This window comes from Algicola sagamiensis DSM 14643, assembly GCF_000374485.1.
Lineage (GTDB): Bacteria > Pseudomonadota > Gammaproteobacteria > Enterobacterales > Alteromonadaceae > Algicola > Algicola sagamiensis.
The window spans coordinates 60253-77749 of record NZ_KB894498.1; the positions used below are offsets into that span (position 1 = coordinate 60253).

The 17497-nt window shown below is 43.3% G+C and carries 9 protein-coding genes; 2 read left to right on the forward strand and 7 right to left on the reverse strand.

Translation table 11 applies throughout. From position 1 onward, the window contains the following. Positions 1-24: 24 nt before the first annotated feature. Positions 25-5025 (forward strand): DNA repair ATPase, encoded by a 5001-nt coding sequence (locus C505_RS0112520; RefSeq protein WP_018692957.1) that lies wholly within the window; start codon positions 25-27, stop codon positions 5023-5025. 77 nt (positions 5026-5102) lie between these two features. On the opposite strand, the gene C505_RS23725 is transcribed toward C505_RS0112520, so the two are convergent. From C505_RS23725 to C505_RS0112540, 4 genes are all read right to left on the reverse strand, one after another. Continuing rightward, positions 5103-6278 carry an RHS repeat-associated core domain-containing protein gene (locus tag C505_RS23725; protein WP_018692958.1) on the reverse strand — a complete coding sequence of 392 codons (1176 nt, stop codon included), beginning with the start codon at positions 6276-6278 and terminating at the stop codon, positions 5103-5105. Between the two features lie 2 nt (positions 6279-6280). Beyond that, positions 6281-7513, reverse strand: a complete 1233-nt coding sequence (locus C505_RS0112530; protein WP_018692959.1) for a hypothetical protein — start codon at positions 7511-7513, stop codon at positions 6281-6283. A gap of 175 nt (positions 7514-7688) precedes the next feature. Next, entirely contained in the window at positions 7689-11420 is a 3732-nt protein-coding gene (locus C505_RS0112535) for an RHS repeat domain-containing protein (protein ID WP_018692960.1), read from the reverse strand. A gap of 338 nt (positions 11421-11758) precedes the next feature. Beyond that, complete coding sequence (locus C505_RS0112540) at positions 11759-12355, reverse strand: hypothetical protein (RefSeq protein ID WP_211215079.1); 597 nt, start codon at positions 12353-12355, stop codon at positions 11759-11761. 310 nt (positions 12356-12665) lie between these two features. Between C505_RS0112540 and C505_RS0112545 the strand changes: the two genes are divergently transcribed. Next, a complete protein-coding gene (locus tag C505_RS0112545) occupies positions 12666-13523 on the forward strand; it encodes a DUF3530 family protein (protein ID WP_018692962.1) in 858 nt (285 codons plus the stop codon). 95 nt (positions 13524-13618) lie between these two features. Here the strand turns inward: C505_RS0112545 and C505_RS0112550 are convergent, their stop codons facing one another. The 3 genes from C505_RS0112550 to C505_RS0112560 form a co-directional block, all read right to left on the reverse strand. Then, positions 13619-14977, reverse strand: coding sequence for a sodium-dependent transporter (locus tag C505_RS0112550; RefSeq protein ID WP_018692963.1), 1359 nt, complete (start codon positions 14975-14977; stop codon positions 13619-13621). 258 nt (positions 14978-15235) lie between these two features. Further along, positions 15236-16540, reverse strand: a complete 1305-nt coding sequence (locus tag C505_RS0112555; RefSeq protein ID WP_018692964.1) for an inosine/guanosine kinase — start codon at positions 16538-16540, stop codon at positions 15236-15238. Positions 16541-16706: 166 nt separating this feature from the next. Beyond that, a complete protein-coding gene (locus tag C505_RS0112560) occupies positions 16707-17456 on the reverse strand; it encodes a substrate-binding periplasmic protein (protein ID WP_018692965.1) in 750 nt (249 codons plus the stop codon). Between the last annotated feature and the right edge of the window lie 41 nt (positions 17457-17497).

Consider the following 17497-nt stretch of genomic DNA (forward strand, 5'->3'; position numbering starts at 1 on the left):
CCTTAGAGGGTGTGTCATTTTAGGATGACTGCTGTGACTGAAGAAAAGAATCAACAAGCAATTGATGAAGCCGTCAGTGAAGGCGGCTCTTATGAGGTTTTAAAATCTCGATTAGCGCAGCAAGGGACGACACTCAAGTCCCTTGCCAATACATTTAACGAAAAGCGTCAGGAAGCATTCGGCGGCAGTAAGTTCTCTCTCATCGGTAAAGCAAATGTGCAAACCGAGTCACGTTCGATTCCTGTCGATATGGCGCAAGTTAAAGGACATCTCCTGTTTGGTTATCAGGTCTATGTTGGCTTAAAGTCAACGCCTTCCCTTCAAGATGTTTTTGGCCTGTATACACTTCACCAAAGTGACAATACATTTCGCATTGACTCTGTGCCGCTGGAAGGCTCGTTTCTCGATCATGAACAATTCAAGCATGAGCTAAGCGAGTTATTCACTTATTATAAAGAAACACGACTGTCCCAAATTTTCCGCCGTGAGAATATGCTCTACCTCGCATTCCAAATTGGGATGCGACCAGAGGATCAAAAGGTATTCCGTTTTGAGATCACGAATGACGACGTCAATTTTATTGATGGCAATGGACAAGTTGCATTGGATCAATCGGAGCAACATGACTTTGAATGGATAGACACAACCCGAGACGATCATGTTGAAGGCGAGCACCCTCATGTGAATATAAAAGACCGCTTATTTGTAGAATGCACGGGCGGCAGCCTCACGATTAAAGTTGAAAATAACACCCAGGAAGGCCAAGGTATCTTTGATGAGTCTGTTGAGGATAGTTATCAGACAATTTCAGATGCATCAATCGCCTATGCTGAGCTTGGTGATTTACTTCTACTGAAAGTTCTACCAAACCGAGAACGAGAATACCGCTACTACATCTATAATCCCATTACGCTCAAAGTGATCCGGGCGGATGCACTTGGCATCAGCGCAAAAGCACTTCCGGAAGAGCACGGCCTACTCTATTCGCACGGATTTGCACTTGCAGGCGGTGAAAGCAAACAGTTCGATGAGCACTGGGAAGGTTTGCGCTTCTTTCAAAAAGTGTCTGCGCCCAATGGCGAGGACATTTTGTATATCTTTTTTGATATCGAACAAGGCTCCTACGTCATTTATGCCTATAACCTGATCGAAAAATCCTTTACCCCACCGATGCATAGCCACGGCTATAGTGTGTATCCGGATGGGCAAATGTTGATGTTTCGGGTCTCAGAAAATGCAGAAGCCGCAACGATTCACCCTTTACGTATCTGGCAAACGCCATTTTGCATTCCAGAGCATTATGTCAATCGAAGCACCGAAGGCGGCGATCCGTTTTTTATCAATCTGGGGAATGCAGAGCTTGTCCGCGCCTTGTCGTCACTCTTATCAATTTATCATTTGTCCAATACAGAAGAAGTGACACAAACCGCTTATGAGACCTTACTCAAAACCTGCCAAACTACGCTGGATCAATATCATTGGCTCCACGAGGAACAAGCGCTTGGTTTGGGAGAGGCTGTTGACAATCTCGTCGGTACGACAGATTTGATCATTGATGAATTTGCGAAGGTTCGTCAGCTGCAAAGCCATGCAGAAAAGGCATTAGCTGAGCAAGAAGCACAAGTCACAGAGCTAGTTTCCAGAATCAAACTTGCCTCAAAAGAAGAAGCGAATACACTCCTGGGTTGTCTTGCCGATCTTAAAACTGAAGTTGGCAACGTGATGGCGCTGCGCCAGCATCGTTATATGCCGAAAGGTCCAGTGACACAAATGCTGGACTCGCTCTCAACCGAGCGAGACGCCCTCAATGATGCATTGCTTGTACTGCTTCAAGAAGAAAAAGCTTATCAGCCTTATAAACAAGCAATTGCAACCATTGAAGACAAACTCGCATCTCTCGAGCGAACCGCTGACTTAAATGCACTGAAAGAGCAAACAGAGCAGTTAAGAACAGAGCTTTCACTGGTGACCGAAGAAGTTGCTGAAATCGAAACGGATGATCCAACTCAGGCGACCAAGATCCTGGACTTGACGACCGAAGTTTCGTCTATGCTTAATGCCACGACAGCAAGGCTCAAAAATAAATTTCAGACATTACGCGGCGATGAAGCAAAAGCAGAATTCAGTTCACAGTTCAAGTTACTGTCACAATCTGTGACGAGTGCGTTAGAACAAGCCACAACACCAGAAAAATGTGACGAACAGCAAGCAAAACTCATCGGTCAGTTAGAAAAACTTGAATCACGTTTTGCGGATTTCGACGATTTTCTAGCAGAAATCTATACAAAACGGGAAGAAATTCAGTCAACTTTGGAAGGACACAAAGAGCAGCTGGTCACCGCCCAACAGCGACGTGTTCAAAACCTATTCCAAGCCGCAGAAGTCACATTTAAGAGTATTGAAAAACGCGTGTCACGCTTTGATGATGTCGGCGCACTCAATAGCTTCTTCGCAACCGACAATATGGTGATGAAACTCCACCAGCTCTCCCAATCGATCCGGGATTTAGATGACAGTGTCAAAGCCGACGCACTCGATGCAAAACTCAAATCCGTTCAAGACCAGTCACTCCGTGCTCTGCGCGATAATCAAGATATGGTCGAAGAAGGCGGCAAGGTGCTTCGGTTGGGCAAGCATAAATTCAGCATCAACCAACAAGATTTGGACTTAACCTTAGTCGAACATCACCAAGAATTGAGCCTACATATTACAGGCACAGAATATTACGAGCCAATCACCGACACATCTTTCTTAGCACTTCAACACTTGGCACGTATGGATGTTTCTTCGGAAACACCTGACGTTTACCGTGCAGAATACCTAGCCTGGAGTTTGCTCAATAGCGCACAAAAGGAAGACGAATCCTTGTCCATGCATACATTGCATGAAGCTGCTGAAGCAGAAACGTTACTGCCAATCATTCAGAAATATGCGGCACCACGCTATCGCGAAGGCTATGTAAAAGGCGTCCATGATCATGATGCCCATTTGATCTTAAAGGCGATGTTGCCTTGTTTTGAGCAAGCGGGCCTTTTGCGCTATGGTCAGGCCGAGCGAGTGAATGCCCTTCTGTGCTTAGATAACTTGAGCGACAGCTCGTACCAACAATTTCGCACAAAAGCGAAGAATGCGTTGCTCATGCGAGAGCATTTAGGCTCAAACGGGGCGTTTGACTCACTTGTTCAGGAATTACTGAGTAAAACCAAACTTCGCCTGAGATGCTCGCATATTCAAAGCTGCGAGTATCTGGTTCATGTCCTCGGCCAGTCCAGCTTAAACCTTGCTGTGACACGAGATGCATTTGAACTCACCAATGAATACATCACCTTCCGCCGAAGCCTTGGTTGGGATGCTCAACCTAGCCCATTCGACGACCACCAGCAGTGGCTCGAGGCATACGCGGCTCGACATGAAAAAGGCGAATTATTTACTGTGGAAGCGGCTGCAATTGCATGTGTGCTACAAAGTTCTCGCTTTAAGCTCACCCCTGTTGAGTTTGCAACCGCTGCAGACATTTACGGTTTACTTGGCGATCATCAGCGTATCGAGAATGGTCAATTGACGCTTGTATTGGATGACTTTATCAGTCGATGCCAGACGCATCACCAACAGACGATACCGAACTACGAGTCATTTATTTCAAAACGTGCCGAAATGCTGGAGTCTTCCAAGAAGAAGCTGCGATTATCTGAATTTTTGCCAAGACCACTGACTTCATTTGTCAGAAATAAACTGATCAGCGAAAGCTACTTGCCACTCATTGGAGATAACTTCGCGAAGCAAATGGGTACCGTGGGAGAAAACAAAAGAACAGACCTCATGGGTCTTTTACTTCTCATTTCTCCACCTGGTTATGGTAAAACGACCTTAATTGAATACGTAGCCCATAAACTTGGTCTGGTGTTTATGAAAATCAATGGTCCATCGCTTGGACATGAAGTCACCTCACTTGACCCAAATGATGCGCCGGATCAAAATGCGGCAAGAGAGGTAGAAAAGCTCAATCTAGCACTAGAAATGGGTAACAATGTCCTGCTTTATATCGATGATATTCAGCACACAAGCGCAGAGTTTCTGCAAAAATTTATCTCACTATGTGACGGCACACGAAGAATCGAAGGCTCGTGGAAAGGCGAAACCAAAACCTACGACATGCGCAGTAAGAAGTTTGCGGTTGTCATGGCGGGTAACCCTTATACCGAATCAGGCGAAGTATTCAAGATACCCGATATGTTGGCAAACCGTGCTGATATTTATAATCTCGGGGATATGCTCTCCGATCAAGCCGATGCGTTTGCAATGTCCTTCATCGAAAACTCGCTGACATCAAGTCCAGTTCTTGCTCAAATGTCAACACGCGATCTGAACGATCTTTATCGCCTTATCGCAATGGCTCAAGGAGAAAATGTCCCGCTTACTGATTTATCTTATCCATATGCCGCTGCGGAAGTGAATGAGATCACCGCAACTTTGGAGAAACTCTTAAAGATCCAAAAGACTGTCCTCAAAGTGAATCAACAATACATCGCTTCTTCTGCCACTGCAGATGAATACCGAGTGGAACCACCGTTTAAGTTGCAAGGCTCTTACCGGAACATGAATAAACTGACAGAAAAAGTGTCAGCAGTCATGACCAATGAGGAGCTTAATACACTCATTACGGATCATTATCAAGGTGAAGCGCAAACGCTGACATCCGGTACAGAAGAGAATCTGCTCAAACTTGCTGATATTCGTGGTGATATGACACCTGCTCAACAGGAACGTTGGCAGGAAATTAAGGAACGATATAGCCGAAAACAGCAGCTGGGAGATGATGACGACCGAGCAGGTCAGATGGTCAACCAAATGATCCATCTCAACCAATACGTAGGTCGCGCAGTCAAACGCCTAGAAAATATCAAACGGATGAGTGTGAGATCACCAAGTAAAACCTCACCTGAAGTGAAAAAGCATACAGTGAAACCTGGAAAAACGGTTTTGAAACAACAAAAAAGCAAAACCAGTTCACAAAAAACATCTTAATTGTTGAAAAGAACCTTCTAAAAAGGCCACTTCCCTGTGGCCTTGCTTCTCCAAGATGAAAAAAGTCTCAATAAAGATCACTCACCGATTAAAGCACGGCCTATCATCGCGCTTGAATACATGACGCGTGATGGACCAAATGCACGTGTTGGTTTCCATACATTACTTCTTGCGACCGAAGAAGATGTTTTCACTAAGCTTGGCAAGGCTCGAGTTACTCCTGATTTTGGTGCAACTGCTTGACCATTCCTGGCTAATTCAATGACCTGCTTTCCGGTTTGGTTTGCTAAATTCTGTGCATAAGAATTCGAAAACCAGGTTGAGCCTTTAAATAGAGCTGCTCCCCCTTTGCCACTGATGGCAATACGCTGAAAGGGCATTTGCCCATTAAATGCTTGATTCAATGTCCTCGCAACAAACTTCGGGTGATAGTGAGCAACACTTGATGTTACCCTTAATGTTGTTTGGCCCGATCCTGAAGCAGATGACATCAGACTTGGATTTAAACTTCCTCGAAAGGAAGCTTGCGCGGCCGCCGTCACTCTAGCACCAGCCACCAGCGAGCCAATACCAGTCACAGCGGAAGCGATACCAAATGCTAGTGCCGCGTAGCCTAAATTCGCAGAAGCTTCCGGGTTTGATCCAGATACAGCTCCAGATGCAATTCCCAAAGCACCACTGACCGTCCCCGTAACACCAGCTGTTACAACTAAACCGGCCTTGATTGCCGCTGCCGTCGACATAGCAACCGCGCCAGAAATCAATCCCGCAGATGCTGCAATCCCTGATCCGAGTGTGACGACACCAATCAGTACTGCAAGAATGCCAAGACCAATTGCGACACCAGCCTGCCAACTTAAATGGCCCGTTGGATCAACAAGATTCACAGGATCGCCTAGGCAGTATTGATACCCATGGACACCACCTTCCTTAAATGGACTCAGACTATCTATTTCGAGAAAACGCTTGAGCCGCGGGTGATATGCGCGATAGCCTTCTCCTAAGTGATACAAGCCCGTGACGTGATCTTGCACTGCACCCGAAAAGCAGAGTGGATTTTTAAAAATATACATACCTTGAGTACCATTTTCCGCCAAAGAGAACAATGCAGCACTCGTTGGCATACTGGTACTGATCAAAGCACCCGCTGTTGCCAGCCAGGATGATTTCACGAGAAACTTTCTGCGAGATAAATCTGGTTTGTTTTCAACGGTTGTTCGTTGATAAACTGCTTGTTTTTTATCAATCACCATGATTAATACTCATTATCACGAACACCGAAATCATCCCAGTCCAGATCGTCATCTGTGTTGTGATCAATCAGTTTTAAGTGAACCGAGTTTCCGTACTGATCAAAGACACGAAACTTTTGACGGAAATCATATCGATAGGAATCATCAGAGGTGGTATTCACATAGTGGCCATCTTGTTTGATTCGGCTACATATATTTCTAGAACCAACACGTGAGCAATGACGCCAATCATCGTAGGTCCCCTTCCCTTGAACAAATTTCACATTGTCAGTCGATAGAGGGAGGTCAAAGTGGTAATCTTCACGACCTTCTCCTTCGATGTTCCAGATACGAACATAGTCTTTGATAGTTTGACGCTGCACAGAAGGTTTATAGGGATAAAGGACGAGAGATTTCGCTACTCTACCTCGATTGATAATTGAGTGAAATCCACCGCCAGGACGAAAATAATCCACCGCTCTAAAAGAATGTGTTGCTTCTTGTAATGGGTTGTCCCACTCTAGGCCATATACCTTGACATTGTTATCCTTCGGGGTCAGTTGCCAATATCCCACATACCATGTGTCTTCACTTTTGAGATAGTGAAAGTCAAAATCAAAGTCACTTGCTTTGTACTCTAATGGTTCAGTTGCACTGATCGTGGCATACTCATCGTGTAGTGTGTCACAACTGTTGATGTTGTCGCCTTCGCTCATGGATAGCTCAACGCAAATATGCTTGCTGTAATGGGTTTGTGTTGTTGACACCCAATACGTTAACTGTGTCCAACCATTCCCCAGTCGGCTATCTCGACGGACTGCACTTGGTGAGCTTGATGAAGATCGCCTTGTACGGCCTGCTATTGGTAATGTATGTAGATACTGATTCTCTTTTGCCGAGTAAAACCATTGATTGTCATATCCATCATTACTACTGCTCTGATTGTAAACAAAATTCAATCCAGATTGTTTACCATAAAGATAAGTTGCAGAGATCAACTCATCTTGCGAAATCGTGACAGGTTTTCGTGTTTTAGGATCTATCGCTTTCACTTTGATATAGACAGCTGCCTGCATTTTACCATTCGCGAAAATAGAATATGCTTGCCCATGACCCAAATCAGTTTCTACCCGAATATCTTTAATTTGGTACCGTGACGAGTCAAGGCTCCCAGCCAATACTGCTGTTGATGCACTCCCCATGATACATGCGGTAATTGCAAACGTAGCCCAGTTTATTCGCGTCCCAATTGTCATAAATGACCTCTTTATTCTGTTGTTATTGTTTTAATTTTTAGTTTATTGTTCTAAGGGTTCAAAAAAGCGTAAGAAAAGCTTTGACCGCCAGCGAGGCCCAACTTATCCTCCTGCAAACAGCCATACTTTCCCCCTTCTGACTTTTATCGTTTTTTCGTGATTTGTTGTTGATTCGTTATGGTTTTGACACTTTGCCATAAGGCTGATATGCCAAGGAATCGGTACGTTGATTCTCAATTTCCCTGATAGGACTGTGCTGATGATCGGTGATCATGACTGTGGATTTTGATGCAGTACCATTGGATACGGTTCGAGATAGAATACCCTGACTACTACGTAATAATTGACTATGCCACCCACCTTGAAGCTCATTCGTGAGCTGATGCTGTGCATAAAAGCGTTTTAACGTGGACTGTTGTGCATATTCGGTTTCGATTTGCAATCCTGCACCATCATAAAAGTAACGGGCAATCGTTTGCTCATTCGCATCTAATACAGCAGTCATTTGATTCAACATGTTGTATTGATACACTTGGCCTTCCTCATCTCGGATGAGATTGCCATTTTCATCATATGCGAGCGTTTTTCTTTCACCATTACCTTTTAGAATCGACTCCAGCTGTCCAAATTTTTGCTTCGAGTATTGATACTGAAGGGTTTCCTGCTTTTCTTCACCATTGTCTAAGGATGTTGTGATGCACTTTGTGACATCTCCAAAGGGATTGAGCTGAAAAGTTTGAGATTGAATCGGTAAACCCGCTTGATCCAATGGTGCATGTGGACCTGATACAGCAAAACTGATCAAACGTCCCAGTACATCATATTGATAGGTTGAGCATGTGCGCTGGTTTTGTTCATTCATCGTAGTGGCTGTCGACAGTTTATTCTGCGCATTGTATGAATATGACTGCTGACAGATGAGTTTCTCAGCACTTTTGGAAACTTTCTTTATGACACGTGCATGCTTGTCGTATTCATATTGGTGGATCCAGGTTCCTTCTGAGCGGTTTTTTAATTTTTCTTCTTTCACTCGATCAAATGCATCATAAGTGATCGCCAATTCTTGGTCACTCTGGATCACTTGAGACAAGCGACCAAATGCATCATAACAATATCTTTCTCGTTGCCCGAAATAATCTATTGTTTTTAAGGGTTCACCTTGGCGGCTGTATTCATAATGAAAAGAAAAATCGTCTTGTTGCTCTTTTGCAATGTTCCCATTTAGATTGAATTGAAACCGTCTCTCCGAACGGCCATTTTTAATCTGTGAGCATAAACCATCCGGTTTTGAATAAGTTGACTGTTGTTCAATGACACCATCAGAAGACGTTTGACTCAAAACTTCGCCCAAAGTGTTCTCTAAACGAGTTTCAAGAACACCACCGTCTGGTTGAGTCGTCACAGTTGGTGTTCCCCAAAGCGTCGCATACTCATATTGTGTCTCAGAACAGCCATGAATCGACTCCTTCACAACGCGTCCTAGGCCGTCGAAAGTTCGTTCACCAACACAGCGATGATTCACCGTGATTTTATGCACCCACTCGTCAAGGCTATTTGGATCATATGTCCGTGTGATATGCAGTATATTCCCTACAGATTCTTTGACACAGCGCCCTAAACTGTCGTATTCAAACATTGTTTTTGGCTGACCTGATGGCTGCTCTTCGATTAAACGCGCGAGTCCATCAAATCGCGTTGTTTTGGTTTGTCCTTGGGCTTCTTGTAAAATAATGTGGCCCAACTCATCGAATTGCTTCATCGTTTCCATTGCCGTGTCTCCATTCGTTGCAAGTAGGTATTCACGACAAGTGTTTTTGGCTTTATCACGCTCCATGATCATCGACAATCCTGAAGGATAAATTTCTTTTTTCACTTCCCCCCAGGCATCATATTCATATTGTGTTTTTAAGAGGATCTCATCACCAGCTGCGTTTGTATCATATAATGTTCTATGGCTGAGCTGACCAAGTTTATTCCACTGGCGACATTCATGTTTGACCAACTCGCCGGACTGGTTTGTTTTTTCTATCTTGAGCACCCTTCCTAGCGCATCAACTGTATATTTTTCCTTTCTACCTTGTTCATCCTGAACTTCCCAATATTTTTCATTTGAATAAGCCTGACTTCGAATATGCTGGTAATCTGAATCCGCACGGGTGATCTCTCGCGTACAACGACCAAGTAAGTCGTATTCAAACCGACTAACGACTTGATTTCTATCTATCAATTTCGTACGAGCACCGTCTTTTAACTGACGTTCAATGGTTTCCTGATAGGACAAACCATCTGATAACGTACATTGAAGCTGACAACTCAAAACGTCTCCTTGCGCAGCGTACTGATATGTATCCTTGGTCATCCGCTGTCCAACAGCAAGCGTTTCTTCATGAATTCGGCCATGACTCACTGAGTCATGTCGATTCTGATGATACTTGATGCTACGGGTAGAAATCGTCTCCCCTTGCGTCGTTGTGACCAATTCCGTGCTCAGCTGAGGGTATTTACCTTTTCCAGTGACTGATGTCATCTCGTGATACTGGTATGAGTGTGTCAGCACGACTTCCTTTCGGTTTAAGTATTTTTGTGATGGGAGAATTTTCTTCGTTTTGACGAAGTACGGGATCATACTTGGTGATGCCGGGCATCCATCCGTACCATGTGCCGGATAGTACTCATACTGGTGGACCATGCCAAACGGGTCTGTTGATGTCAGGACGTTTCCATGCGCATCATAGGTCCACTGATGCGTTTCACTTCTTTCGTGACTTTCATTCTTGTATGTGGTTTTATCCTTGACAGGCAGTGCATAGGTCGAGGGTTGTTCATCAATTGACTTCTCAATTTCCGCACCATACGCCACTTCTCGCAAGGCAATGACTTGTCCTGATTCTGTATCAAATGTTTCCTCTTTGACAAGCAAATGAAAGCGATTATAAGTCCGAGTGATCTGCAAAACGCCACGATACTCAGTGGATGAATATTGGTAATCCGAATCACGTTCAAACAGATTGTCCCTGCCGCGAACATAACGTGCACCTGCTGCAAATCCAAGATAATTGGTTCGACTATATACGAATTGTTGTGTCTGCGTTTCCAAATCATCACCATCAATGCGACGATAAGAAACTGCTGGTACCGTTGCATTCGGGCTTCCATCTGGCGCACGCATTCCTTCTGAATCATACGTCATGACTTCGCAAGCTCCGAGTGGATGGGTTAGTTGTTTGATCACTCGGAACTCTTGATGGCTTTCGTACGCAATTTGGTAAGTCGAATGATCAGCAAGGGTCACTCGATTTAGTTCATTATGGCTGACACGAAGAGATAAACAGGAACGGCCATTTTGAGTGATCTGTACACCTTGGCGATCATAAGCGAATTGGATCGATTGTCCATGCCCATCAGAAATTGACTTGATCCGACCGCGTCTACTCGGAGTATGATATTCAAAAACCAACGCGCGCCCATCTAGATTTTCTAGCCGCTCAATAATCCCTTCAGGATTAAGAAACTCCTTCAAACCATCTTTATAACAGATTTGGATCCGACCATCTGAGACCGCACGTGCTTGGAAGTCTTTTTGCCGGGCATAAGGCATTTCAAGGATCCCCACATCATAAAACGGCTGCACATGGTAGCTTTGGCCATTTCCCAGATACAAACGTCTGGCACGGCGATCATAGCGTGATAAATTGTAAATCCATCCCCGTCCAAATCCGAAATTTTCATGAGATAAAAAGTGGTACCGAATTGATAATGCAAGCTCAGGTCCTTGAAGAAAACTCCCGATGATCTGACCAAGTTGAATTTGAACACAATACGCCCCAGTTCTTGGATCCACATTTCCGCTCAAATGTTCTGAAAAATGAAATGCATTTGTTGTTATTTGTTGTTGAACTTCACTCATGGTTTCTCGTCATAACCCTTTAACCACGCAAGCGAAAGCATGCATAGCCTATTGTTTTTAAAGTTTATATTTTGGTTTATAAATGTTGTAGATACTTGGGAGTCGTACGTGAATTTTGCTGCAAAGCCAGTAAATAATTCATGAATAATTTTATTGTTTTTGTTATTTTGAAATCATTCTATTTAAGCAAGCTGTTAATGAAAAGCTTTATTGATTTAGATCAATAAAAATAATGGTTTATTAGTATTTTTATATAAGGAATTTAGCTGATTCGCAATCGGGGAGATCCATGAAGCCACAACAAGATGGCTTCATGGTAGACGTGGGAGAGAGTCGAATTATTGTTGATCACCGCGCCAGCGTAAAACAAACACTTCACGTTTATCATTTGGGTTCGCCGGATCGACTGCATATTCATGTCCACCCCATGAATACCAACATAACCCGCCAACCAACTTCCCTGCGATCATTGATTTCCCTTTTTGATCTGGTCTTCCATCATTTACCGCACAAATGTAGTTTGGATGGTGACCATCCATACGACCTGTAAAGAACAGCTTATTTTTCGGGTCTACTGCATCATCGTGGACACGTGATGTAACTTTTTCCCAATAGGTATGTGCCGGATCTGCAGAGAGTACATAGAATTGGTCTTGGCGATATTCTTTTCCATGCCAAGGAACCCAGCACTTATTATCAACCAACTTTCCAGGAACATTGGAAAGATCAGTACACACGTACACGTCTAATTGATGTGGCGGCTCTGGTAAGTCTGTTTTCACAGCATTCGTCGTGACCCAGTTGCCCTCACGTTCCCATGCACAACCTTCAACTGTTATATCTGCATTCACATTACATTCTTTATGAGATGCAGCCATTGCATTCGATGCAAATCCGCCAGCCATTAAAATTGAGATTAAAGTTAATTTTTTCATCATTTAATTTCCATTCATCCAATATGATGTTGTCTATATCTATGTCATCACTTCAAGAGAAGGTTGATGACGTCCTTATCGGTTCAAAACCAGACCGTTCTGTCCCTGGCGATGAATGCTAGAAAAGCAGGATAAAAATGACGAGTAAAATAACCTAAAAGAAAAGTGAAAATAATTTTTACTTTATATTATTATTTATATTCAGTGAGTTAAATGAATTAATTGACCAGAAGTCACAAATATTTTCTTGCGAATCTCCTTCGCTGGTCAACTATACTATGACTGATAAGGGGACAAATATCTTAAATTGATGAAGAAACTACTTTGTTTTTTGCTCTTCTACCCATTCTATATCTGGTGTGAATTACCACAGCCACCCGCAACAGCACCCGAACAAAAAGAAAGCATCAATACAGCTGATATCAAGTTGTATTTAGATGGGGATGAAATCATCGAGCTACAAGCAGGTGGGGATACTGTTCTCGCATTATTACGAGAAGAAATGACAGGTCAACCGAAAGGCACTGCGATTATTATTCCTGACTGGAGTCAGACAGCAACTTCGCCACGTGGTATCCAACATCTTCGGGTTGCATTAAATCATATTGGCTGGACAACAATGACACTGTCTGTGCCTGATCCGTTGCATGTTCTTGATGTCAAAGTTAAGCCGCCACAAGGTGAATCAAAAGTACAGTTCTTACCCCCTCCATCGAGCTACCCATTAACAGACGAACAACTCTCAACTTATAAAACCAGCCTGTATGTTCGTATAGATGCCGCTCTGAAGAAAGCATTCACTTACCCTGGTTTTTTTGTCCTCATTGGACAGGGAACAAATGGCGCATTTATTAATGAATTAATTAAAGAGGATAAGATCCAGGAAATTGATGGCGTGGTCATGCTCAGTGCATACATGCCTGACCCAACCCGCCAAAAGCAACTCGCACAGGCCATCGCAGAGCATGAAATCCCCGTCCTTGATATCTATCAATCCTATGATAACGCGAAGGTCCTAGCTGAACTTAGCCTCCGTCGAGATCTTACGAAGAAAAAATACAAAGCACAATATCGCCAGCGAGAGTTATTTGGTTATACCAATTACGCGTTTCAGAATGAGCGTTTATTCAAAGAAGTCTATGGGTGGTTTACTTTTTTAGGGATGTAATCAATTTTTGTAAACATCGGTGGGATTCGTGATACGGGATGTTTGGATTTATTCCGGATATTGCAGGGAGTGCGGCTCGCACTCCCAAAATGTGATTAAATTACACTTTTTGCAAAGAATGCCGCAATAAAGAGCGGGCAAAGGAACTTCACATACCAAGGCCAGATTTTCCAGAACAAACTATTTTCTGCATCTGGATGCCCTTCTTTTACTTCATTCAAAATATCATTACGGTGCCATAACCAACCCGCAAAAACACAGAAGCAAAGACCAAGCAATGGTTGCGCATATTTAGTTGTTAAGGTGATCACAAAACCAAATAGCATTCCGAAATTCAAAATAATCACGATACTGACCGCTAAAATTAGGCTGCCAATGGCGATTGTTGACTTTTTACGGTCTTGCTTCAATGACTCAACTGCGTATGCAACAGGCACTTCCAGCAAAGAAATAGAAGACGTCAATGCCGCAATGCTCATTAAGAAGAAGAAAGCACATCCAACTACAAGTCCAGTCGCACCCATTGTATTAAACAACTGCGGTAACACTTGGAAAATCAATGTATCTTCTTTCAATAACGTCACACCATCTTCAGCAAAAATCTGAACACCTTGTGCCTGTGCAACATACATTGCAGGGATCACCAACAGACCAGCAATAAATGCGATACCAACATCAATCAGCGTCACCATAGTCCCTAGTTTGACAAGGTTTTCGTTTCTCTGAATATACGAGCCATATACCAGCATTGTACCAACACCAAGCGATAGCGAGAAAAATGCCTGCCCTAATGCATCAACGAGTAACTCAGGATCTGTGACGCGAGAGAAATCAGGTAATAGATATTTCTTAAATCCTTGTGCAGCACCATCTTGCATCGCTACATAGATAATCAGTACAACAAGTAGACCGATTAATAGCGGCATGAGACGAGTCGACCATTTCTCGATCCCATTCTTCACCCCACCAATAATGATATACACAGTGGCAACCATAAAGAGAACCGTAAAGAAGACATTTCGTGCTGTGCTCGAAGTATCTGTCAGCCACTCAGCAGCTTTTGGTGCACCTGCCATTTTTGCGATTGGTTCAATCATATAACTAATCATCCAACCCGCGACAATGCCATAAAAGCTCAGAATTAAAATAGCGGTGATAATCCCTGTGATCCCAACTAAGAAGCCGAAAGGCCTCGCAGCAGGCACCTTAGTACTCTCTCCAGATAAAGCCGCAACTGCATTCGATTTTGCATGGCGACCAATAATCAGCTCAGCCATTAACGCTGGATAAGCTAAACAGAAAGCAAGGATCAAATACACAAAAACGAATGCTGCTCCACCGTTCATTGCTGTGTTTGTCGGAAAACCCCAAATGTTTCCGAGTCCAACTGCAGACCCCGCTGCGGCTAGAATAAAGCCAATTTTGGAACTAAATTCCCCTCTTGCTACTGCCATGGTAAACTTTTAACCTTCTTCATTTTGTTACTTGTCATTTTGCCGACATCAGCCTTCCACTGCCTGGAAAAACATTGCGAGCAACCAATATATTGTTGTTATTGTAAGCCTATGCTTTTCATTGCCAGGTTGACAGGTTGAAAAACATCATGCGTTTAAACAGGTTTTCTGTTCCGAAAGGTTCCACCTTTCAGAACATCAACCCTATTACAAAACTGAATTAACAGCAATGTAAATCATCGTCAGATCGGAGTAGTCCTACCGATCCCAATATGATTCTTCTAGATTCTCTTCTCGCTCTGGTAATCCGCGAGAAAGACGTGGTGAGTGCTGAACCAAAACTTCATAACTGACACGGTTCGCATATTTACAGATTTGAGAAAATGAGGAATACGATAAAGCGTGTTGTCGATGTTTCGACGAGTCCGGTACATTCTCTGCATGGAAAACATTCGCTGAAATATCATGCAGGAGTGCCGAAAGCGCTCCATCACCAGCACCATTTGTATTTTTAATTTCATCTGGTCCACCCATGTATGGTGCGATATGGGAATAGATCTTGATTGGGTTTTCGCAGTCCGCCTTACGCATCGGACGAGAAAATTCATAACGGTTAAATTCAGGAATTGGCGTCGGCAATAACGCATGTTCTGTTTCACGCTTATACTGATCATCCGTATAACCTGCGGTATATAAGCCAACAGGACCTGCTGTGCAGAGAACTAAGTCAACCCACTCCAACGCTTTATCAGCAGCGATTAATGTCTCAGATTCCCCAGTCAGTGCTTCACCTTCTTCCTCATTCATCGCAAGGATCGTCACATGTTCATTAATGAAATCTCGCCACCACTGTGGGTCCTGTTCAATAAAGAATTTCGTACCGAGGGTCAAAACAACAGGAACACCTACTTCATTTGCATACTTCACCGCTTTCATGGTTGCTTCAGCAATCGTATCTTCTTCACTGCCACGCATGAGATACGCACTGATCACGAGCGCTGAAGCATCCTTAATCAGGTTTTCATCTACAAATTCTTCGGTGAGACGATTCATTAAACCTGCATTGATGGCAAATGTTCTTTCACCTTCTTCCGTGATCAGCGTGAAACAACGCCCGACTGGACCTGCGACTGGTTGCAAGTGATCTAAATCAACACGGCTGGATGTATTACAAAGATAGCGATAAGCGTAACTACCGATTTGAATATTTTCACTCATGACACCAAGTAAGACAGAACGATCATCAGCAAGTACGGAATAGTTGTGTAACGTATTCCCCACTGTGCCACCAGCAAACTGGTGTTCAATCAAACCATTTGCCATGAGCGCTTGGTAAAGCGCTTCCGCCTTGTCATTGTCAATGACTTGGGACATTCCTTTTTCCAAAGCGAAATCTTCTATAAATTCTGTACCAACGCGTGCTGTGATATCCACCAGGATCTGATCAATTCCAACGATATACGGGTGTTTATAAACAACATCTTCCGAGATCTTGTTGGTTAATGGGTGTTTTTGGTCAACTGGGAAGTAATGCTTATGTTTTCGCTGGCCTGGAAATTTCATACGTCCTCCGCTGATTCAGCGGTATTTTATTCCTGGAACGCAATATGATGCGAATTCCTGGAGAATTGGTTAGAAAGGGCGCGATTATAACAAAAAGTCGCAGTGAACCAATCCCAACATCATAAAAAATTAAAAAGCACATGCGTGTCCTTTGTTTTTTCTCCAGTTAATCTTTTGCAACTGGCATACTATGAGCTTTTAAAATCGCTCTCACCCGGCCTTCTCTTTTCAATTGTGCCAAGCCGCGATTAAAATCGACAATGATTTGATTTGCATTTTCTGTTTTTTTACTAATCCCAAGCCGACTTTGCTCAATAGAAAGCGGGTAATTAATAAAATCTAGTTTTTCAAGAGCTTCCGGCATGTGCTTTTTCATCAGATATGCGGCGAGATATTTATCAAAAATGACTAGGTCGAGTCGACCACCCGATAACATTTTCAGGTTTTTAATGTCTTCTGAATTAAATTTCACATTCAACGTATCTTTAACTGCATCAAAAGCTGGCGGGTTTGCATATGAAGTCCCTGTACCAATGGTATAAGAGCGTAGCTTCCGGTAACTCCCCTTAAATGAGATGTCTTTTGATTTTAATTTATAGAAGACAAGTTCACTACCTGGCATCGGATCGGAATAGATCACCCAGTTCATTCGTTCAACACGCTGCCAAATATTCGTAACCCCCATCACTTTTCCTTCTTCAACCCGTTTTACAATCCGAGCCCAAGGAAAATACTGAATACGCGCTTCATAACCAACCTGTTTAAACGTCTCAATAATGATTTGGGTAATAAATCCTTCACTTTCCATTTCCTCACTGGTATAGGGCGGATATTCTGGCGAGTCCAATGTCACGATTTTTTTTGCCTCAGTGATACAAGCGAAGAGTAAAAGAAGTGCAGAAATGAGCAATTTCATGGCTACGATAACCAATGCTTAAAAAGTCTTCTCTAAGCATA